This is a genomic window from Nocardia sienata NBRC 100364 (genome assembly GCF_001613205.1).
Taxonomy (GTDB): domain Bacteria; phylum Actinomycetota; class Actinomycetes; order Mycobacteriales; family Mycobacteriaceae; genus Nocardia; species Nocardia sienata.
Genome location: NZ_BDBX01000050.1, coordinates 20375 through 41042, shown reverse-complemented (window position 1 = coordinate 41042; position 20668 = coordinate 20375). Strand labels below are relative to the sequence as shown.

The 20668-nt window shown below is 70.4% G+C and carries 16 protein-coding genes; 5 read left to right on the top strand and 11 right to left on the bottom strand.

Annotated elements, in window-relative coordinates; translation table 11 throughout:
- The first annotated feature begins 7 nt into the window (after nt 1-7).
- Both NS4_RS24615 and NS4_RS24610 read left to right on the top strand, forming a co-directional pair.
- Complete coding sequence (locus NS4_RS24615; protein ID WP_063061913.1) at nt 8-922, top strand: alpha/beta fold hydrolase; 915 nt, start codon at nt 8-10, stop codon at nt 920-922.
- 25 nt (nt 923-947) lie between these two features.
- Nucleotides 948-1607, top strand: coding sequence for an endonuclease V (locus NS4_RS24610; protein WP_063061870.1), 660 nt, complete (start codon nt 948-950; stop codon nt 1605-1607).
- 40 nt (nt 1608-1647) lie between these two features.
- Here the strand turns inward: NS4_RS24610 and proB are convergent, their stop codons facing one another.
- The 9 genes from proB to NS4_RS24565 form a co-directional block, all read right to left on the bottom strand.
- A complete protein-coding gene (gene proB / locus NS4_RS24605) occupies nt 1648-2769 on the bottom strand; it encodes a glutamate 5-kinase (protein ID WP_063061869.1) in 1122 nt (373 codons plus the stop codon).
- A 39-nt stretch (nt 2770-2808) separates the two neighbouring features.
- Complete coding sequence (obgE, locus tag NS4_RS24600) at nt 2809-4266, bottom strand: GTPase ObgE (protein ID WP_063061868.1); 1458 nt, start codon at nt 4264-4266, stop codon at nt 2809-2811.
- A gap of 233 nt (nt 4267-4499) precedes the next feature.
- Nucleotides 4500-4766: a 50S ribosomal protein L27 gene (gene rpmA / locus NS4_RS24595; protein WP_063037944.1), complete on the bottom strand. Its 267-nt coding sequence runs from the start codon at nt 4764-4766 to the stop codon at nt 4500-4502.
- Nucleotides 4767-4811: 45 nt separating this feature from the next.
- Entirely contained in the window at nt 4812-5123 is a 312-nt protein-coding gene (rplU, locus tag NS4_RS24590; RefSeq protein WP_030523233.1) for a 50S ribosomal protein L21, read from the bottom strand.
- 357 nt (nt 5124-5480) lie between these two features.
- Nucleotides 5481-9206, bottom strand: coding sequence for a translation initiation factor IF-2 N-terminal domain-containing protein (locus NS4_RS24585; RefSeq protein WP_063061867.1), 3726 nt, complete (start codon nt 9204-9206; stop codon nt 5481-5483).
- A gap of 405 nt (nt 9207-9611) precedes the next feature.
- Nucleotides 9612-10028: a nucleoside-diphosphate kinase gene (gene ndk, locus NS4_RS24580; protein WP_063061866.1), complete on the bottom strand. Its 417-nt coding sequence runs from the start codon at nt 10026-10028 to the stop codon at nt 9612-9614.
- A 133-nt stretch (nt 10029-10161) separates the two neighbouring features.
- The gene (locus NS4_RS24575; protein ID WP_063061865.1) at nt 10162-10581 is read right to left on the bottom strand and encodes a DUF4233 domain-containing protein; all 420 of its coding nucleotides are present in this window, start codon (nt 10579-10581) and stop codon (nt 10162-10164) included.
- Between the two features lie 37 nt (nt 10582-10618).
- Nucleotides 10619-12025, bottom strand: coding sequence for a bifunctional tetrahydrofolate synthase/dihydrofolate synthase (gene folC, locus NS4_RS24570; protein WP_439955809.1), 1407 nt, complete (start codon nt 12023-12025; stop codon nt 10619-10621).
- A gap of 50 nt (nt 12026-12075) precedes the next feature.
- Nucleotides 12076-14754 carry a valine--tRNA ligase gene (locus NS4_RS24565; protein ID WP_063061864.1) on the bottom strand — a complete coding sequence of 893 codons (2679 nt, stop codon included), beginning with the start codon at nt 14752-14754 and terminating at the stop codon, nt 12076-12078.
- A 337-nt stretch (nt 14755-15091) separates the two neighbouring features.
- On the opposite strand from NS4_RS24565, the gene NS4_RS24560 reads away from it, so the two are divergent.
- Complete coding sequence (locus tag NS4_RS24560; RefSeq protein WP_245665687.1) at nt 15092-15814, top strand: AAA family ATPase; 723 nt, start codon at nt 15092-15094, stop codon at nt 15812-15814.
- 9 nt (nt 15815-15823) lie between these two features.
- On the opposite strand, the gene NS4_RS24555 is transcribed toward NS4_RS24560, so the two are convergent.
- Together NS4_RS24555 and NS4_RS24550 are read right to left on the bottom strand one after the other, a co-directional pair.
- Nucleotides 15824-16753: a diacylglycerol kinase family protein gene (locus tag NS4_RS24555; protein ID WP_063061863.1), complete on the bottom strand. Its 930-nt coding sequence runs from the start codon at nt 16751-16753 to the stop codon at nt 15824-15826.
- Nucleotides 16750-18327, bottom strand: a complete 1578-nt coding sequence (locus NS4_RS24550) for an FAD-binding oxidoreductase (protein WP_063061862.1) — start codon at nt 18325-18327, stop codon at nt 16750-16752. Before NS4_RS24550 ends, NS4_RS24555 begins: the two co-directional genes overlap by 4 nt.
- 119 nt (nt 18328-18446) lie before the next feature.
- Here NS4_RS24550 and NS4_RS24545 point away from each other — a divergent pair, with 119 nt between their 5' ends.
- Entirely contained in the window at nt 18447-19016 is a 570-nt protein-coding gene (locus NS4_RS24545) for a TetR/AcrR family transcriptional regulator (protein WP_157106216.1), read from the top strand.
- Nucleotides 19017-19117: 101 nt separating this feature from the next.
- Entirely contained in the window at nt 19118-20668 is a 1551-nt protein-coding gene (locus tag NS4_RS24540) for a glycerol-3-phosphate dehydrogenase/oxidase (protein WP_063061860.1), read from the top strand.

Sequence of the window (20668 nt, the reverse complement as noted above, 5' to 3'; positions counted from 1 at the left end):
CGGGGCGGTGACCAGTGTCCTCCCCGAAAACGCTCCCATCGCACCACAACCCGAGGGCCTCGGCCATTTCGCCGACGCGGCCGCCCGCGCACGTTTCGTCGCCGCCTATCGCGACGGAATGGCGACGCTGCCCGTCCCCGACGAGACCCGGGTACTGACCACCGCGTTCGGCCGGGTCACCGCCTATCGTTTCGGGCCGCGCACCGCCGAACCGATAGTGCTGCTCTCGGGCCGGCAGGCATCGACTCCCATGTGGCGCGCCAATATCGAGAGCTTGACCGCGCAGCGCACCGTCTGGTCACTGGACAGTCTCGGCGAACCGGGCGCCACCGCGCAGACCGCGCCTCTCACCGGCCCGCAGGACCAGGCCGCCTGGCTGGACGAGGCCATCGAGCAACTCGGCGCCGAACGGGTCCATCTGCTCGGGGTGAGCATCGGCGGGTGGCTGGCCGCCCAGACCGTCGTGCACCGGCCGCAGCGAGTGGCCTCGGCGGTCCTGCTCGATCCGGCCGTCACCTTCGCCCCGATCACCTGGAAGATGATCGTGATCTCGCTGGGCAGTGTCGTGCCGGGCCTGCCATCGAAGGTGCGGCAGTGGCTGCTGAGCTGGATCTCCGGTGGCGTGCAGGCCGACGACTCGGTTCCCGAGGCACGTCTGATCGCCTCGGGGATGCGGGATTTCGTCCAGCGAGCCACCCAACCGCGACAGCTGACCACCGAACAACTGCGCGCCATCGGAATCCCGCTGTTGGTGATCCTGGCGGGTAACAGCATCATCCACAACCCCGAGCGCGCCGCGGCACGCGCCCGGCAGGTCCCCGGGGCCCAGGTCGAGGTGTGGGCGGGCCGTTCGCATGCCATCAACGGCGAGGCGCCGGAGCAGATCGCGGCCCGCGTGGACCGGTTCCTCGCGCAGCTCTAGCGCCGGGGCCGGATAGGCTTCCGGCATGGTGCGGGTCCGGCAGATGCACGAATGGGCGGTCAGTGCGGAGGAGGCCGTCGCCGTGCAGCGGCGACTGCGGGACCGGGTACGGGTGGGCGATGAACACGGCCCGATCCGGCACGCCGCCGGACTGGACGTCGCCTATCGCGATCCCGATATCGCGATAGGCGTGGTCACGGTGCTGGAAATGGATTCGCTGGCCGTGGTGGATCAGGCGGTCGTCCGGGAGCGTGTCGAGTTCCCCTATATTTCGGGTCTTTTCGCATTCCGCGAGATACCGCCGCTGACCCGCGCGCTCGAAGCCCTGCGCGTGGAGCCCGATGTGCTCGTCTGCGACGGTCACGGCCTGGCCCATCCCCGCCGCTTCGGTCTCGCCGCGCATCTGGGTGTACTCACCGATCTGCCGAGTATCGGTGTCGCGAAGAAATCCTCCGGCGAATATCAGGAGCCCGGCCCGGTCCGCGGTGATTGGAGCCCGGTCACCGTGGACGGGGAAACAGTCGGCCGTGCCCTGCGCACCCAACCCGGAGTCAAACCGTTGTTCGTCTCGGTCGGACATCGCTTCACCCTCGACTCCGCCTGCGCGCTGGTGCTGCGGCTGGCCCCGCGCTACCGATTACCGGAAACCACTCGCACAGCCGATCATCTGGGCCGTATCGCCTGACCCGGCGACCGGGCCCGCATCGGCGAGGCCGTCCCGGCGGTCAGACGCGAACCAGGTCGTCGGCGTGGATCACCGGGCGCTGCATACCGTCGGGAAGTTCCCGGGTCGAACGACCGAGCACCGTCGCCAGTTCGGCGGCATCGTATTCCACGACTCCCCGCGCCACGACCGTGCGATCCGGGCCCACGAGATCCACCACGTCGCCGCCGTGGAAACGGCCGCGGACCCCGACGATCCCGGCAGCGAGCAGCGAGCGCCGGGCATTGGCCACCGCCTCGACCGCTCCGGAATCGATGAGGATCGTGCCTCGGCTGTCGGCGGCGTGCCGGACCCAGAACCGGCGCGCCGACAACCGCACCGGCCGGGCGGCGAAGGCGGTGCCGACCGTACCGGTCCCGAGCGCTTCGGCGGCCTCGGCGGCCGCGGCCAGCAGCACCGGGACGCCGGCGTCGGCGGCCAGCCGCGCGGCCGACAGTTTCGAGGCCATCCCGCCGGTGCCGAGTACGCCGCCGCTCCCGGCGATCACGCCGTCGAGATCGGCACTGGTGCGCACCTCACCGATGAAATTCGCGTCGCCCTTGCGCGGATCACCGTCGTAGAGCCCGGCCACATCGGAGAGCAGGAACAACGCGTCGGCACCCACCAGATGGGCCACCAGCGCGGCCAGCCGGTCGTTGTCACCGAACCGGATCTCCTCCGTGGCGACGGTATCGTTCTCGTTCACCACCGCTACCGCGCCCAGCGAGCGCAGCCGGTCCAAAGTGCGTTGTGCATTGCGGTGATGTTCCCGGCGGGCGAAATCGTCGGCGCTGAGCAGGATCTGACCGACGGTGCGGTCGTACCGGGCGAACGAGGTACCCCAGGCATGGACCAGCGCGAGCTGGCCGACACTGGCCGCGGCCTGTTTGGTCGCGAGGTCACGGGGTCGCCTGCTCAAGCCGAGCGGCGCCAGGCCCGCACCGATCGCCCCGGACGATACGACGACCACATCGGAACCGGCCCGCATCCGGGCCTCGATGGCATCGGCGAGCCGGTCCAGCCGGGCGATATCGAGTCCGCCGGTCAGGCTGGTGAGCGCGGACGAGCCGATCTTCACCACCACCCGCCGGGCCCCGGCGATCGCCCGCCGGGCATCACTGAGTTCGGACGAAACCTGGGTCACGGCCGTGCCCCTGCTCCGTGGTCGCCCTGGTTCACCTGCCTACTCCTCGCCTTCGTCATCCACCAGACCGCGCCGCACCCGCGACGCGTGCTTACGTTCGGCCGCACTGACCCGATCGGTCTGTTCGAGCCGGATATCGGTACCGCGGCCGGTCGGGACCATATCGGTGCCCGCGGCGATCATCGGTTCCCAGTCGAAAGTCACCTCGCCGATGGTCACCGGCGCACCCGGCTCCGCACCCAGCCGCACCAGTTCGTCCTCCACCCCGAGCCGCGCCAGGCGGTCGGCGAGATAACCGACGGCCTCGTCGTTGTCGAACTGGGTCTGGCGCACCCAGCGTTCGGGCCGGGTGCCGCGCACGATGAACCCGCCCGGCTCGTCCGGGTCGGCGCGCACGGTGAACCCGGAATCGTCCACCGGGACCGGGCGGATCACCGGCCGCTTCGGGGCGGCCGCGGGGTGGGCGTCGCGGTAGGCCTGCACCATTTCGGCGAGTGCGAAGGTCAGCTGCCGCAGACCGGAATGGGCGACCGCCGAGATCCGGAACACCGGCCAGCCCCGCTCCTGCAGTTCGGGCGTGACCAGATCCGCGAGATCTTCCGCCTCGGGCACGTCGACCTTGTTCAGGATCACCACCCGCGGCCGGTCCGCGAGATCGCCGAGGCTCACGTCACCGCGCAGGGCGGGTTTGTAGGCGGCGAGCTCGGCTTCGAGAGCGTCGATATCGGAGAGTGGATCGCGGCCGGGTTCCAGCGTCGCCAGATCGACCACGTGCGCCAGTACCGCGCAACGTTCCAGGTGCCGGAGGAAGTCCAGGCCGAGACCGCGGCCCTCACTGGCGCCGGGGATCAGTCCCGGGACGTCGGCGATCGTGAACGTCGTATCGCCGGCGTTCACCACGCCGAGATTGGGCACCAGCGTGGTGAAGGGGTAGTCGGCGATCTTCGGTTTGGCGGCGGACAGGACCGAGACCAGCGACGACTTCCCCGCGGACGGAAACCCGACCAGACCCACATCGGCGACGGACTTGAGTTCGAGGACCACATCGTGTGCCTCCCCCTCCTCGCCGAGCAGCGCGAAACCGGGTGCCTTCCGGGCCCGGGACACCAGGGCCGCATTACCCAAACCGCCCCGGCCGCCCTTGGCGACGACGAACCGGTTACCGGGCCCGACCAGGTCGATCAGAACCTCCCCGTCGGCGTCCAGCACGACGGTTCCGTCCGGGACCTTCAGCAGCAGCTCCCCGCCCTTCTTCCCGTCCCGGTTACCGCCCTCGCCCGGTTTGCCGTTACCGGCCTTGGCGTGCGGATGGAAATGGAAGTCCAGCAGGGTGTGCACATTGGCGTCCACCTCGAGAATCACATCCCCGCCGTTGCCTCCGTTACCGCCGTCGGGTCCGCCCAGCGGTTTGAACTTCTCCCGGTGCACCGACGCGCAGCCGTGCCCGCCTTTACCGGCACGGACATGAAGAACGACACGGTCGATGAACTTGGCCATGGCCGGATCATCCTCCTCAGGGGATCAGGGGTGGGATGGACACGGTGTTCGGGGGTGGGATGAACACTGTGTTCAGGGGGTGGGCGGGCGGTGCGTTCCATGATTCGGGAAGGCGCAGCACCGGAAACGGGACCGTGGCCCGGTCGGGGCGGCGGCACCGGGGGTGGAAACGCGAAAAGCGGGCCGAGGGTTTGTCACCCTGACCCGCTCGCTGTGGTGGAGTCGTCAGCCGGTCAGGCTTCGACCGGCTCCGGGACCACGATGTTGACGGTCTTGCGACCCCGCTTGCTGCCGAACTCGACGGCACCCGCCTCGAGCGCGAACAGGGTGTCGTCCCCGCCACGGCCGACATTGACGCCGGGGTGGAAGTGGGTGCCACGCTGCCGCACCAGGATTTCGCCGGCCTTTACCGTCTGCCCGCCGAAACGCTTCACGCCGAGCCGCTTGGCATTGGAATCGCGGCCGTTCCGGGAGCTGGATGCGCCCTTCTTATGTGCCATTGCTGATACTCCTTCAGCGCGGGCCTGCGCGGCCCTGCGGGGTGGTTACTTGATGCCGGTGACCTTCAGGACCGTCAGCGGCTGACGGTGTCCCTGGCGCTTGTGGTAGCCGGTCTTGTTCTTGAACTTGTGGATGCGGATCTTCGGGCCCTTGGTCTGCTCGACCACCTCGGCCGACACCGAAACCTTCGCGAGCGCGTCGGCTGCGGTGGTGAGCTCGGCGCCATCGACGACGAGCACCGGCGACAGTGCCACGGAGGTGCCCGGCGCACCCTCGATCTTCTCGACCTTCACCAGGTCACCGACCGCGACCTTGTACTGCTTTCCGCCGGTCTTGACGATCGCGTACGTTGCCATCGGTCGGCTGCCCTTCTTCCTCTAGTGCTCGGCACTCGTTCACACGGTCGTACCTCGGTTTCGCACCGGGGTCCACCGCACGACTGGTCTGGTAATCCGCCGCCTCGGCTACTGGTGGCTCTCGGTATCGGGAACCGGCCACGGAACAGCACATGCTGTCACCGGGCAGCGACTGCCAAGGTTACAGGATGCCGGTACATGCGACCAAACCGGTCCCCGCCGCACACCCCGGCGGACCCGCCGCGATGCGGAAAGCGGTGTGCCGGGACGGCCACCGTTCGGATACCACAACCCCGGCCGGACCCACGCGCGGGTGCCCGGCCCGCGAATCGCGGGCCGGGCACCCGGCACGGTGACTCAGTTCTGTTCGTCGACCGGCGGTCCGGATGGACGACCCGCGGCCCGGCGGCGGGCCCGGCGAACCGGCACCTCGACCTCCGGCGGCTCGGCCGTGAAATCGGTCACCGGGGCGGCGGGCTGCTCGGCGGCGGACAGGACGAATACCGCGCCCGTACTGTCCGCGGCCGGCGCGGAGGTCGAGCGTGCGACCCGGCGCCGCCTGCTGCGGGTTTCCGTGCCCCCGTCACCGGCGGGGCTCGCCGCGGCGGGTTCCGGAGCCGCCGCCGGAGCGGGGGCGGGGGCGGACTCCGCCGCATGAGCCGCACCGTTGGCCGTAGCGGCCGTACCGTTGCGGTCCGCGGCGGGGGTCGCGGTGGCCGCCACGGGGGAAGCCTCCTCGGTGTCGGCACCGACCGGGGTTTCCTGTGGAGTCTCCGGCTCCGGCGCATGAGTTCCGCTCGCCGCGGCCGCGTCCGGTTCGGTGGCAGCCGCTTCGGCCGCAACAGCCTCGGAGGGGACCCGCTCGGTTGCCGTGGCCTCGGCCGCCGCCGGTGCCGAGGCGACCTGTTCGGCAGCCGTGGCTTCGGTGGGCGCGGGTTCGGAAGCAACCTGTTCGGGCGCGGTGGCTTCGGTGGCCGCCGGTTCGGTGCCCCCGGGTTCGGTGGCCGTACCGCTGCCGTTCAGTGCCGCGGCCGGCGTCTGTGCCGGGGTACCGGCGGCTCCGGCCGACCGGCGGACGCGGGTGCGGCGGCGCCGCGGTTCGGCCACGGCCGCGCCCTCTTCACCGGTACCGGCCGCAACCGCTTCCGGCGCCGCACCGGAACCGCCGGGTCCACCCACGGTAGCGGGCTCCCCGGCCTGCGGCGCGGCCTGTTCGGTCGATTCCTTCGTGGCCTCCGCGGGCTCACCCTGATCGGTGTCCGGATGGTGGGCGGCCATGGCCAGTGCCACGGGATGCGCCCGCTTGGCCGCCGCGTCCTCTTCCGGCAGTTCCGGGGTGGACGGCTGCGGCGCCGGGGGCGTCGCGGCGGCCTTGTCCCGATTGCGACGGCGCCGCGAACCCGACTCCCGGCCGCGGCCGGCCCCGCCTTCGTCGGAACCCGACGGCTCCACCGGGTAGCTGTGCACCAGGATGCCGCGGCCGTGGCAATGCTCGCAGGTGCTGGAGAACGCCTCCACCAATCCGGTACCGAGCTTCTTACGAGTCATCTGGACCAGGCCCAGCGAGGTCACCTCGGAGACCTGGTGGCGCGTGCGGTCCCGGCCCAGGGCCTCGGTGAGACGGCGCAGCACCAGGTCGCGATTGGACTCGAGAACCATATCGATGAAGTCGACCACGATCATGCCGCCGATATCGCGCAGCCGCATCTGCCGCACGATCTCCTCGGCCGCCTCCAGGTTGTTCCGGGTGACCGTCTCCTCCAGGTTGCCGCCGCCGGAGCCGGTGAACTTACCGGTATTGACGTCGATCACCGTCATCGCCTCGGTGCGGTCGATCACGAGGGTGCCGCCCGAGGGCAGCCACACCTTGCGGTCGAGAGCCTTGGCCAGCTGCTCGTCGATGCGGTAGGTCTCGAAGACGTCGACGCCGTTGTTCTCGTGCCGACAGACCCGGGCGAGTAGATCGGGTGCGACGGTGCCGATGTAGTTCTCGACGGTGTTCCAGGAGCGCTCGCCCTCGATCACCAGCTTCGAGAAGTCCTCGTTGAACAGATCGCGCACAACCTTGACGAGCAGGTCCGGCTCCTCGTAAAGGGTTTTCGGTGCGTTCGACTCGTTGTCGGCGGCCGCGGTGATCTTGCGCCATGCCGTCTGCAGGCGTTCCACATCGCGGGTGAGTTCGGCCTCGCTGACACCCTCGGAGGCGGTCCGGATGATGACGCCGGCGTCGGCCGGGACGATCTCGCGCAGGATCTCCTTGAGCCGTTTGCGCTCGGTATCGGGCAGTTTGCGACTGATCCCGGTGGAGGTACCGCCGGGCACGTACACCAGGAAGCGGCCGGCCAAGCTGATCTGGGTGGTCAGCCGGGCACCCTTGTGGCCGACCGGGTCCTTGCTCACCTGGACCAGCACCTGGTCGCCGGGTTTGAGCGCCTGCTCGATCTTGCGTTCCTTACCGCCGAGCCCGGCGGCCTCCCAATTGACCTCGCCCGCGTATAGCACGCCGTTGCGGCCCCGGCCGATATCGACGAACGCGGCCTCCATGCTGGGCAGCACGTTCTGCACCTTGCCCAGGTAGACATTGCCCACCATGGACGCCGATCCGGTGCTGGTGACGAAATGCTCGACCAGGATGTTGTCCTCGAGCACGGCCACCTGGGTGGCGGACGGATGGCCCGGGAACTCCTTCTCCCGCACGACCATCACCCGGTCCACGGCCTCCCGCCGGGCCAGGAACTCCGATTCGGTGAGGATCGGCGGTCGGCGGCGACCGGCCTCACGACCGTCGCGCCGGCGCTGCCGTTTGGCCTCGAGCCTGGTGGACCCGGTGATGCCCTGCACTTCGTCGACGGTGGCGCGGGTACGGGTCTTGTTCCGCGGTTCCCGCTCGTGCACGACCGTATTGGGCGGATCGTCATCGGCCGGTTCGCTGTCGCCGGCTTCACCGGCGACCTTGCGGCGGCGACGGCGCCGGCGACGGCGGCTGGACCCGCTCTCCGAGTCCTCGCCCCCATCGCCGGACTCGTCGGCCTCGGACTCGTCGGTCTCGCCGGGCTCGGCGGTCCTGTCGTCGGTATCGGTGGCCTGCTCGGCGTCGGCACCCGCGTCGTCCTCGGAATCGACGTCCTCGGAATCGGTGGCCTGCTCGCCCCGTCCGCGTCCGCGTCCGCGCCGGCCGCGACGGCGGCGCCGCGGCTGGTCGTCGGAGTCGCCCTGCTCGGAGCGGTCCTCGGAATCGGCGCCGGTCTCGGCGTCCGAATCGGCCTCGGCGCCGGAGTCGGGTTCGGGTTCGGGTTCGGGTTCGGGTTTACGGCGGCGGCGCGGTTGTTCGGCCGCCGCGGCGTCCGGGGAGAGAAACAGCGGGGCCGCGACGACCGCTGATTCGAACACGATCGGTTCGGCCGAGGCGGGCTCCTCGGGCACCGGGCTGGCGAACAGACCGACCACGGCTGTGAATGCGGGCGGCGGGGTCACCGGCGCGGCCGGGGTGCCACTCGCGGCGGCGTCGCCCGCGGCTGCGGAGATCTCGGCCGAGGCCGACAACTCCGTCGTATCGGTCTCGTCGGCGGACGAGCCAGCTTCGGTGGCGGGATTCCCGGAATCGGCGGCAGTCGCCGGTTGCGCTCCGGCGCCGGGTTCGGCCGTTGGTTGGGGCGTCTGCTCGGCGGCACCGGCCGCAACCGGTTCGGCGCCGATGCCAGGGATTTGCCCGGAGCCGGTACCCGGCTGCGCGGCGGCGGCCGGCCGCGGCTCGGCCGGAGCAGCCGCGGCGACCTCGGTCGCCGGCGGGGCCGCGGCGTCCCCGGTGCCGACCGGACCCGCCGAGGTGCCGGTGGGCTCGAACAGCCCGGGCTCGGCCGGGGCGAGTGCGGGCGGAGCGGTCAGTGATTCGCGCACCGACTCCGCGACGGCCCGGTCCACGCTCGATTGCGGGCTACGGGCCTCGGTCCCGAGTTCGCTGAGTTTGGCCAGGATGCGCTTACTGGTCACACCGAGCCGTTTGGCCAGGGCATGTACTCGGATTCGCTCCGGCAAGTGATCGTCGTCCTGTGATGTTGTGTCCAGCGGCTCTTGATCGGCCACGAAGTCTCCTCGGGCCCCCGGGCGCGTTCCTCATCGAGTGACGCGGCCGTCGCGGGGACGCTTTCCGTCCGCCTCGCGCGGTTGGCGCGAGGTCAATTGTCTCGCCCCGCGTGCCCGGTTATCTCCACTATCGAACGTCGGTCGGGCTAACTGGCCACGCGGCGCCTGGCATATGGCTGAACTCCGCGGTCCGAGCGCTCGTCCAGCGCGCCGGGCAGACGCAGCCCATGAATCCGGCTGTACGTCCGCGGCAGCGATGGCGGCATCGTTCCGCAGTGTGTCATCCGGTCGTGCCCACTGTGGAGCGCAACCATGTACCAGTATCCCACACCGTGCGCCAGGTGTTCGCCATGGCGCTGCGCGAGGCACTCGCACGGGTCCGGTCAGCCCGTCACCGGACAGTGATCAGAGGGGGAATTCGGGGAACCAGAGGGCGATTTCGCGCTTCGCCGAGTCGGGCGAGTCCGATCCGTGGACCAGGTTGTACTGGGTCTCGAGGCCCAGATCGCCACGGATACTGCCGGGCGCGGCCTTCTCGACCGGGTCGGTCCCGCCGGCCAGCTGCCGGAAGGCGGCGATGGCGCGCGGGCCCTCCAGGACGGCCGCGACGACCGGGCCCGAGGTGATGAACTCGATCAGCGAGCCGTAGAACGGCTTCTCCGCGTGCTCGGCGTAGTGGGCGGCGGCCACTTCCTCGGTCACCTGTTTGAGCTCGAGGGCCGCGATGGTGAGACCCTTGCGCTCGATCCGGTTCAGTACTTCGCCGACGTAGCCGCGGGCCACACCGTCCGGTTTGATCAGAATCAACGTCTGCTCTGTCACGCGGTCAGCCTAATGGGCGCCGCCGGACGCGGCCCAACCGCAGTCCACCTCCGGCCTACCCGCAGGTAGCGATACGCCCACCAGGTCGGACCCGACATGGACAGACGATCGGTACACGGCCCGGCCGACTCGGTCAGGAACCGCCGGACGTGCGCTGGCTCGGCAATGTCCCCTCGTCCATCCGCCGCTTCACATCCGAGCGCAGCAGCAGGATGAAGGCCCAGACCGCGAGGAAGATCACGCCGATGACCGCGATCGACAGATGGAAGACCCCGCCGATCAGCACCAGCACCTGCAACCCCAGGTTGAACGGGACCGCCCAGGAACGGCGCTGTAGACCCGCACCGGCGATCATCACCAGGGCCAGTACCACCAGATAGGTACCCGATACCCAGGTGACACCACCGGCGATATCGGCGACCACCGGCAGCGCCAGCAGCACCGTGATCGCCTCGAGTACCAGGGCGCCCGCCATCACCCCACGCAAACCCTTCCAGGGATCGGGCGGAGCCGGGGTCCTCGCCTCGGGCTTCGGCGCTTCGGGCTCACTCATGCTGTTCCTCGTCGTCGGCGGGGGCCGGTCCTCGGCATTACGCCGGATCCTTCCCGAACAGGGCGCGCGCCGCACCGGCGGTGACCACCGACCCGGTGACCACCACACCCGCGCCGGAGACCATCTCACCGGACGCCCCGACCTCCTCCGCGAGCGCGACGGCGGTTTCGAGCGCGTCCGGCAGCGAGTCCGCGGTGACCACCCGCTCGTCGCCGAACCGCTGGACCGCCAGATCGGCGAGCTGATCCACCGGCAGCGCCCGGGGGGACCCGTTGGTGGTCACCACGATTTCGTCGAAAACCGGTTCCAGCGCGGTGAGGATACCGCCGACGTCCTTGTCGGCCAGCACCGCGACCACCCCGACCAGCTTGCGGAAATCGAACTCGGAGGTCAGGGTGGCGGCCAGCGCGGTCGCACCGGCCGGGTTGTGCGCGGCATCGATGAACAGGGTGGGCGCGTTGCGCATCCGCTCGAGGCGGCCGGGGCTGGTGACCCCGGCGAAACCGGCGCGGACCGCGTCGATGTCCAGTTGCCGCTGCGCGCCGGCACCGAAGAACGCCTCTACCGCGGCCAGCGCGAGCGCCGCGTTGTGGGCCTGGTGCTCGCCGTGCAAGGGCAGGAAGATCTCGTCGTAGACCCCGCCGAGCCCCTGCAGTTCCAGCTGCTGCCCGCCCACGGCGATCCGCCGGCTCAGCACCTGGAATTCCGAACCGGCCCGTGCCACCGCGGCGTCGGTTTCCACCGCCCGGCGCAGCAGTACCTCCAGCGCCTCGGGATCCTGTTCGGCGATGATCGCGACCGTATCGGTGGGGACCAGCGACTCCGGGGCGCGTTTGATGATCCCGGCCTTCTCCTTGGCGATGGAGGTCAGGTCCGGACCCAGGTAGTCGGTGTGGTCGAGGCCGATGGGGGTGATCACCGCGACCTGCGCGTCGATCACATTGGTGGCGTCCCAGCTGCCGCCCATACCGGTCTCCACGACCGCGACGTCGACCGGCGCCTCGGCGAACGCCGCGTAGGCCATGGCGGTGAGCACCTCGAATTTGCTCATGGCCGGGCCGCCCGCGGTCGCCGACTGGGCGTCGATCATCTCGATATAGGGCTGCATCTCCCGGTACAGCTCGACATAGCGGGCCGGGGAGATCGGCCGGTTGTCGATGCTGATCCGCTCGGTGGCCAACTGCAGATGTGGGCTGGTGAGTCGGCCGGTCCGGCGGTGCAGGGCGGTGAGCAGGGAATCGATCATCCGGGTCACCGACGTCTTACCGTTGGTGCCCGCGACATGGATCGCCGGGAACCCGCGCTGCGGCGAACCCAGCACATCCATCAGCGTGGCGATCCGGGTGAGCGAGGGTTCGATCTTGGTTTCCGGCCAGCGCTGGTCGAGTTCCGCCTCGACCAGCGCCATCTCCGCCAGATCCACCGGTGACGGCCCGGTACCCAGGCGCGAGCCCCCGTCCCGGGGCTCCGGCTCGCCGTCGTCGCCGTGGGCGCTCACTTGCCGCTCAGCTCGGCCAGGCGGGCCCCGATCCGCTCCACCTCTGCCGCGGCGACCTCGCGCCGGGCCCGGATCTTGTCCACCACCGCTTCCGGGGCCTTGGCCAGGAAAGCCTCGTTACCGAGTTTGGCCTCGGTTCCCGCCAGTTCCTTCTGCGCGACCGCCAGGTCCTTCTCCAGGCGACGCCGCTCGGCCGCGAGGTCCACGGTGCCCGAGGTGTCGACCTCGACGGTGACCGTGGTACCGCCCAGCCGCACCTCCACCGAAGCGGTCGCCGCGAAATCCACACCGGGCTCGGTGAGCCGGCCCAGAGTGCTCACCTCCGGATACAGATGCGCCAGACCTGCCGCGTCCAGGCCGAGCACCCGTGCCGCGACCTTCTGCTTGTCGTTGAGCCCCTGATCACTGCGGAACCGGCGGATCTCGGTGACCAGTCGCTGCAGGTCGGCGATCCGCCGCGCCGCCCCGGTATCGGTGGGCGTGCCGGTGCGCTGCGGCCAGGCCGCCACGACCACCGACTCCGCGCCGGTCAGCGCCTGCCACAGCGATTCGGTGACGAACGGGATCACCGGGTGCAGCAGCCGCAGCACCGCGTCCAGCACCGACCCGAGCACGACCCGGGTGGATTCGGCCCGCTCCTCGCTCTCGGCGAACTGGACCTTGGACAGTTCGAGATACCAGTCGCAGAGTTCGTCCCACGCGAAGTGGTAGAGCGCCTCGCAGGCCTTACCGAACTCGTAGGCGTCGAACGCGGCGTCGACCTCGGCGAGCACCTCGTCGAGCCGGTCCACGATCCAGCGGTCGGCGTCGGTCAGCGTCTCCCGTGCCGGCACCGTACCCGGGCGGGCACCGTTCATGAGCGCGAACTTCGTCGCGTTGAACAGCTTGGTGACGAAGCTGCGCGAAGCCAGGGCGTGCGGTTCACCGACCGAGAGGTCACCACCGGGTTGAGCGCCGCGAGCCAGCGTGAAGCGCAGCGCGTCCGCGCCGTAGTTCTTGATCCAGTCCAGCGGGTCGATCCCGTTGCCGCGGGACTTCGACATCTTCTTGCCGAACTGGTCGCGGATCAGACCGTGCAGGAACACATCCTCGAACGGCACCTGATAGGCCCCGCCCTTACCGGTGGACACCGCGGCGTCGTCGGCGACGAAGGTGCCGAACATCATCATCCGGGCCACCCAGAAGAACAGGATGTCGTACCCGGTGACCAGCACGCTGGTGGGATAGAACTTCGCCAGCTCCGGAGTCGCGTCCGGCCAGCCCATCGTGGAGAACGGCCACAGCCCGGAGGAGAACCAGGTGTCCAGGACGTCGGGATCCTGCACCCACCCCTCGGGGGCCTGCTCGTCGGGGCCGACGCACACGATTTCGCCCTCGGGCCCGTACCAGATGGGAATGCGGTGGCCCCACCACAGCTGCCGCGAGATACACCAGTCGTGCATATCGTCGACCCAGTCGAACCAGCGCGGTTCCTGGCTCGCCGGGTGGATGACGGTATCGCCGTTGCGGACCGCGTCGCCGGCCGCCTTGGCCAGCGATTCGACCTTCACCCACCACTGCATGGACAGCCGCGGCTCGATCGCCTCGCCGCTGCGCTCGGAATGCCCGACGCTGTGCAGGTAGGGTCGTTTCTCGGCGACGATCCGGCCCTCGGAGGCCAAGCGCTCGCGGATCTTCACCCGCGCCTCGAAGCGGTCCATCCCGTCGAATTCGGTACCGGTATCGGCGATCCGGCCGCGTTCGTCCATGATCGTGGGCATCGGCAGGTTGTGCCGCAGGCCCATCTCGAAGTCGTTCGGGTCATGGGCGGGCGTGATCTTCACCGCGCCGGAACCGAATTCGGGATCCACGTAGTCGTCGGCGATGATCGGTATCTGCCGCCCGGTGATCGGATGTTCGAGGGTGGTACCGATCAGCTCGCGGTACCGGGGGTCCTCCGGGTGCACCGCGACGGCGGTGTCACCGAGCATGGTCTCCACCCGGGTGGTGGCGACCACGACATGCGGTTCGGCATCGTCGAGCGAGCCGTATCGCAGCGACACCAGTTCGCCCTCGACATCCTCGTACTTGACCTCGATATCGGAGATGGCGGTACGCAGTTCCGGCGACCAGTTCACCAGCCGCTCGGCTCGGTAGATCAGACCCGCGTCGTAGAGGCGCTTGAAGATCGTCTGGACCGCGCGCGACAGGCCCTCGTCCATGGTGAACCGGTCCCGCGACCAGTCCACGCTGTCGCCGAGCGCCCGCATCTGCCATTGGATCGCGCCGCCGGATTCCCGCTTCCAGTCCCAGACCTTCTGCACGAACAGTTCGCGTCCGAAATCCTCTTTTGTCTTCCCGTCCGCGGCGAGCTGCTTCTCCACCACCGTCTGGGTGGCGATACCGGCATGATCCATCCCGGGCAGCCACAGCACCTCATAACCCTGCATCCGCTTACGACGCGCCAAGGTGTCCATGAGCGTGTGGTCGAGCGCATGACCCATGTGCAGAGTGCCCGTCACATTGGGCGGCGGCAGCACGATCGAGTACGCGGGCGCGGAACTGTGCGGGTCGGCCCGGAAGTAACCGGCGGCTACCCAGCGCTCGTACAGGTCGGCCTCCACCTCGCCGGGATTCCAGCTCTTGGGGAGGGCATCGGCACGATTACGCGTGTTGTCAGGGGCTGCGCTGGTCACGCCGCGATTCTAGTGTCTAGGGCGGCACCGCCGGTGTCGCGGGGTGCGGCCCGACCGTCTGCAACGGTGCGATCGACGGCAGACGGGAGCGAGGGGGCGGGCCACCGCACCGGACCTCGGGAAAGGTGGTGGACATAGCCGAGGCGGAGCCTTCGGTGGATGAGGGACACCGAAGACTCCGCCTACAGCAGTAAGACTACCGCCGATCCCGGCCTGTGCTCCTAATCCATAAACAATTCTCAGCTTGAGCACCGGAATTCTCAGCCCGGCGCCCGGCGCGCCGCGGTGTGCGGCCCCGGCCGAAAGCTGTGACCTCGAGCGGACAAAGGAGACATTCTTGCCGAAATCGGTTCGACTGGGGACCCTGGACGGGGTGAACCCCCCGCTCGACTCGTTACCGTTCAACCCCGCGGAATCCATCTTCCCCGAATCGGATTCGGAAATCGTCCGGCCCCGCGCCGTCGACGACCTACGGGGCCGGCCGACGCGGGAGCTCCGATACCCGGCGAGCGCGGCCGTGTTGTTCGCCGGAATCCCCGGTGCGGGCAAGAGCACCGCGTTGCGCCGGCTGTTCGGTTCCGACCCCGACGCCGAGCACGCGATACCCGGTCCCGACCAGTCGGTGGTGCTCGATTCCATCCATGCCCGCAACGCGTGGCGGCGCCGGCTGGCCTGGCTGCCCTACCCGCTGTGGCGGCCGGTGGTACACGTGGTGCATTTCGGCCGCATCTGGGTCGCGCTGCGCGATCACCGCGGTCCCGTGGTGATCCACGATTGCGGCACCGTCGGTTTCACGCGCCGGATGCTGACCCGCTGGGCCGTCCGGCACGGCCGCGAACTGCACATGGTGTTGCTGGATGTGCCGGCGACGGTCGCCCGTGCCGGGCAGTATGCGCGGGGGCGGCGGGTCGGGCTGCTGTCGTTCCGCTGGCACGTGTGGCGCTGGAGACGGATGCTGGAGCGGCTGGCGGCCGGAACCGCTCCCCGGCCCGCGCCCGCCTCGGTCGTGGTGGTCGACCGGACGGGCGTGGACCGGTTGCGGGTCCGGTTCGCCGCCTGACCACCGCCGTCAAGGGGTCAGTACGGTGAGCGCCCCGGGCTCGACGCGCACGGTGAGCGGCAGCCGGCCCGCGGGTTCACCGTCGGCGGTGGCCGGGGCGCCGGGAGCGCGCAAACTCAGTATTTCGGTCCGATACTGGCTCACCGCGGGATGATCGATGCGCCGGCCCGCCGAGAGCGCGGGCAGGATCCGCAGCATCTCGAGATGCGAAACCTTGCCGACCACGGTCACATCGAGCAGACCGTCGTCGCACCGGGCGTCCGGGCAGATGAGCATGCCGCCGCCATAGGTGGTGGTGTTACCCACCGCGACCAGCAATGCCTCCGTGGTGATCGCCTCCGCCGGCGAACCGCCCAGTTCGATCCGGTAGGGCACCGCGATACCGTGCGCGATCTCGGCGACCGCGGCGACGGTGTAGCGCGAGCGGCCGCGCGGGTAGCGCATCCGGTTGGCACGCAGCGTGACCCGCGCGTCGAAGCCGGTGCACGCGACGGTGGCGAACCACATCGGGTCGTGTCCGGCGGGTTCCAGCCGGCCCAGGTCGATGGCGCGCACCCGCCCGGATCGGACCAGTTCCGCGGCGCGGGCGGGCTCGTCGGCAATGCCCAGTTCGCGTGCCAGGTCGTTGCCCGTGCCCGCCGGAACCAGGGCCAGCGGAACGCCGGACCGGGCCAGCGGATCCAGGATCGTGTTCACCAGGCCGTCACCGCCCACACAGACGACCGCGTCGGGCGCGCCGCCGGTCACCACCTCGCGCACCTGTTCACGGGTCCGCGCGGCGGAGGGGGCGTGGATCTCGACGACCTCCGCGCCGTCCGCGCGCAACCGCTCGACGACGGTCCGAGCGGACTCACGCGCCCTACCCTGCCCGGAAGCGGGGTTGGTCACCACGGCGACCGTACGTACCTCCCGGGCATCCGCTTCGTTGCGGCGTGTCATGGCAGCAGTTTGCCAGGGTTGAGGATCCCGGCCGGGTCGATCTCGCGTTTCACCGCGCGCAATACCCGCACACCCAGGTCACCGATCTCGTCGGGCAACCAGGCGCGGTGATCCGCGCCCACCGCGTGGTGATGGGTGATGGTGGCGCCGGCGCCGGCGATGGCGTCCCCGGCGGCCGCTTTCGCCGCCCGCCACTGGGTGATCGGGTCGTCGAGCAGTTTGGCCACCACCGTGAAATACAGCGACGCGCCGGCCGGGTAGGTGTGCGAGATATGGCACATCACCAAGGCGGGCGCCCCCTGGGCGGTCAGCGAATCGGTGAGCGCTCTCGTCACCTTCGCCTTCAGATCCGCCAGCGCGCTCCAGGTGGTCGCGGTCTCGAGGGTTTCGCACAGCACCCCGACATCCAGGAGCGCGTCGCGCAGGTAGGGGGCCGCGAAACGGCCGTGCTGCCACTCCCGGGCCGGTTCCGGCCCGAGTTCGGTACCACCGGTAGCGCGCAGTACCGCGGCGGCCTCGGCGCCACGGGCCGCGGTGTGGGCGGCGGTGCCCTCGAACGTGGTCACCGCGAGACAACCGGAAACCGAGGCGCCGCCGACATTTCCGGCCCGCGCCAGATTCAGCCCCGTCTCGGCTTCGTCGGACAGCCGCAGCACCGTCGGCGCCGCGCCCGCCTGCACGACCGCGCGCAACGCGGCGGCTCCGGTCTCGAAATCCGGGAACGACCAGGCCATATGGGTGGTGGTCTCCGGGACGGGATGGACCCGCACCGTAACCTCGGTGAGGACGCCGAGCACGCCCTCCGAGCCGACGAACAACTCACGCAGATCGGGTCCGGCGGCCGAGGCGGGCGCCCGGCCCAGCAGCACACTTCCCGTGGGCGTGGCCACCCGGACCCGCTGGACCATATCGTCGAACCGGCCGTACCCCGCGGAGGCCTGACCCGACGACCGGGTCGCGGCGAATCCGCCGATACTGGCGAATTCGAAACTCTGCGGGAAATGCCCGAGCGAGAGCCCGTGCTCGGCGAGCAACTGTTCGGCACGCGGGCCGGTGACCCCGGCGCCGAAGGTGGCGGTGCCGGAGACCGGGTCACAGTCCAGCAGGGCATCCAGCCTGCGCAGATCCAGCGCGATCACCGTGTCGAACGCGCCGCGCACCGGGTCGAGCCCGCCGACCACACTGGTGCCGCCGCCGAAGGGCACCACGGCGATGCCCTGTTCCGAGCAGTAGGCGAGGACGGCCGCCACCTCGTCGTGGTCGGCGGGATAGACCACCGCGTCCGGTGCGTCCTGCGGGGCCGGATCGCGGCGTCGCAGCAGGTCGGGGGTGCTCTTGCCGCCGGCGTGCCGCAGCCGGGTGACCGGTTCGGTGCAGAGATGGCCGGCGCCGACGAGGTCTGCCAGACCGGCCCGCCGGTCCGGGGACAGGACCGACGGCCGGAGCGGCACCTCGCCCTCATCACGACGCGCCGCCGGCTCCCCGGAGATTCCGAACACCTGTGTCAGCAGGCCGCGGATCTGCTCGGGCAGCGGTGTGTGCCCGGCGGGAACACCCCAGGCGTCCCACACCATATCCGGTCGCCGCCCGCTCGACGCCGAGTTCACCGGACGTTCGCCTTGCTCACCTGTCATGCGTTACAGTTTGACATGCAGTGTCAAGCAGTAACCCGAGTGGAGACGAGGTCGAGTCCGTGTCATCCGGCGCAGCGGTCGAGCAGACGATCCTGGACGCGGCTCGCGAATGCGTCGCGGAGTTCGGCGTCCGGCGCACCACGCTCGCCGAGGTCGCCCGCCGGGCGGGCGTGAGCCGGCCGACCGTCTACCGCCGATGGTCCGACAGCCGCGACCTGATCGCCGAACTACTGGTGCGTGAACTGCACGAGATCATCGCCACCGCCGTGCCGACCGGCGGCCCGGCCCGGGAGCGGCTGGTCACCGGCGTGGTGACCGGCGCGGCGGAGGTCCGGTCGAACCCGCTGTTCGGCAAGATCTTCCGCACCGATACCGACCTCATGCTCACCTACGTCTTCGGCCGGCTGGGCCGCAACCAGCGTCAACTGCTCGACCTGTTCGGCGCCGGTATCCGGGACGGTCAGGCGGACGGGTCGGTGCGGACCGGCGACCCCGGCCGGTTGGCGGCCATGGTGCTGCTGATCACCCAATCCGCGGTGCAGTCGGCGGCCACGGTCGCCCATCTGCTCGACGGATCCGCGCTCGACGCCGAACTCCGGCACGCTCTCGATACCTATCTCGCCCCGTGATCCCACCTTCCAGGAAGGAGTAGCGCCCGGCGCATCCGGAAGCGGCGAACCGTCCCCGCCTTCGGTTCCGTCTCTCCGGCGGGCGCCGTGCCGAGAAACAGATGGCCGAGAACCCCTCCCCCGCCGCCGGGCCCGCGCTCAACGCGCACCGCAGGCGCCGTGAGCTCACCTCCCTCGGAGACAACCCGGATATCGACCTGCTGGTGATCGGGGGCGGTGTGACCGGCGCCGGCGTCGCGCTCGACGCGGCCGCCCGCGGACTACGCACCGTCCTGGTAGAACGCCACGACCTCGCCCATGGCACCAGCCGGTGGAGTTCGAAACTGGTGCACGGCGGACTGCGCTACCTGGCGAGCGGCAAGATCGGCATCGCGCACGAGAGCGCGGTGGAGCGGGGAATCCTGCTGCGCCGCAATGCTCCGCACCTGGTCCGGCCGCTCCCCCAATTGGTCCCGCTGCTGCCCGGGATCGGGTTGTCCACCCGGGGCCTGGTGCGAGCGGGTTTCCTCGCCGGCGACGCGCTGCGGGTGGGTGCGGGCACGCCGGGGGCACTGCTACCGCGGTCGCGGCGGGTGACCCGGGCCGAAGCACTTCGCCTGGCACCCACAGTGCGGCAGCACGGACTGCGCGGCGGCCTGCAGGCGTGGGACGGGCAACTGGTGGACGACGCGCGACTCGTGGTCGCGCTGGCCCGCACCGCGGCCGCGCACGGCGCGACGGTGCTGACCCGCGTCGCCGCCGAACAGGTCGGCGGCGCCGGGGCCGTCCTGCGCGACACCCTGACCGGCGAAAGCCTCGAGGTCCACGCCGCGGCCGTGGTCAACGCGGCCGGCGTCTGGGCGGACCAGGTCGATCCGAGTATCGAGTTGCGTCCCAGCCGCGGCACCCATCTGGTGTTCGACGCCGCCGCCTTCGGCGGGCTCACCGCGGCGCTGACCGTGCCGGTGCCCGGCGCAGTCGGCCGTTTCGTCTTCGCCCTGCCCGCCCCGCACGGACGGGTCTATCTGGGCCTGACCGATGAGGACGCGCCCGGACCCGTCCCCGACGAACCGCGGCCCACCGGCACCGAGATCGACTTCCTGCTCGACACGGTCAACACGGTGCTGCGCATCCCACTGACCCACACCGATATCCGCGGTAGTTACGCCGGCCTGCGGCCGCTCCTGCGCACGGCCGGCGGCAGCACGGCCGATATCTCCCGGGAGCACGCGGTCCTCACCGCGCCGAGCGGGCTGGTGACGGTGGTCGGCGGCAAACTCACCACCTACCGCAAGATGGCGCAGGACGCCGTCGACGCCGCCGTGGCCCGAGCGCGCCTGAGCGCCGGCCCGTGCCGGACGAAGAATCTGCCGCTGGCCGGCGCGGTCGCCGGGGCGGCCCGGGACCGGTTGGCCGCACCGCAGCTCCTGATCGAGCGCTACGGTGCCGACGCCCCCGCGGTAGTCGCGCTGACGGCCGCCGACCCCGATCTGGCCGTCCCGGTCGCGCCCGGCGCGGATGTGCTGGCGGCGGAGTTCAGGTGGTCGCTGGAGCAGGAAGGCGCCCTCGACGCCGGTGACCTCTTGGACCGCCGCACCCGGATCGGACTGGTCCCCACCGAGCGGGCCGCCGCCCTGGCCGCCGCCGAGGCCGCGGTGGCCGCCGTGGCGTGA

What these genes read in the sequence shown, in the direction of transcription:
- NS4_RS24610 (WP_063061870.1), top strand. Translation starts at nt 948, where the DNA reads ATGGTGCGGGTCCGGCAGATGCACGAATGGGCGGTCAGTGCGGAGGAG.
- obgE (WP_063061868.1), bottom strand. Translation starts at nt 4,266, where the DNA reads ATGGCCAAGTTCATCGACCGTGTCGTTCTTCATGTCCGTGCCGGTAAA.
- rpmA (WP_063037944.1), bottom strand. Translation starts at nt 4,766, where the DNA reads ATGGCACATAAGAAGGGCGCATCCAGCTCCCGGAACGGCCGCGATTCC.
- rplU (WP_030523233.1), bottom strand. Translation starts at nt 5,123, where the DNA reads ATGGCAACGTACGCGATCGTCAAGACCGGCGGAAAGCAGTACAAGGTC.
- NS4_RS24575 (WP_063061865.1), bottom strand. Translation starts at nt 10,581, where the DNA reads ATGAGTGAGCCCGAAGCGCCGAAGCCCGAGGCGAGGACCCCGGCTCCG.
- NS4_RS24555 (WP_063061863.1), bottom strand. Translation starts at nt 16,753, where the DNA reads ATGACACGCCGCAACGAAGCGGATGCCCGGGAGGTACGTACGGTCGCC.
- NS4_RS24550 (WP_063061862.1), bottom strand. Translation starts at nt 18,327, where the DNA reads ATGGTGTGGGACGCCTGGGGTGTTCCCGCCGGGCACACACCGCTGCCC.
- NS4_RS24540 (WP_063061860.1), top strand. Translation starts at nt 19,118, where the DNA reads ATGGCCGAGAACCCCTCCCCCGCCGCCGGGCCCGCGCTCAACGCGCAC.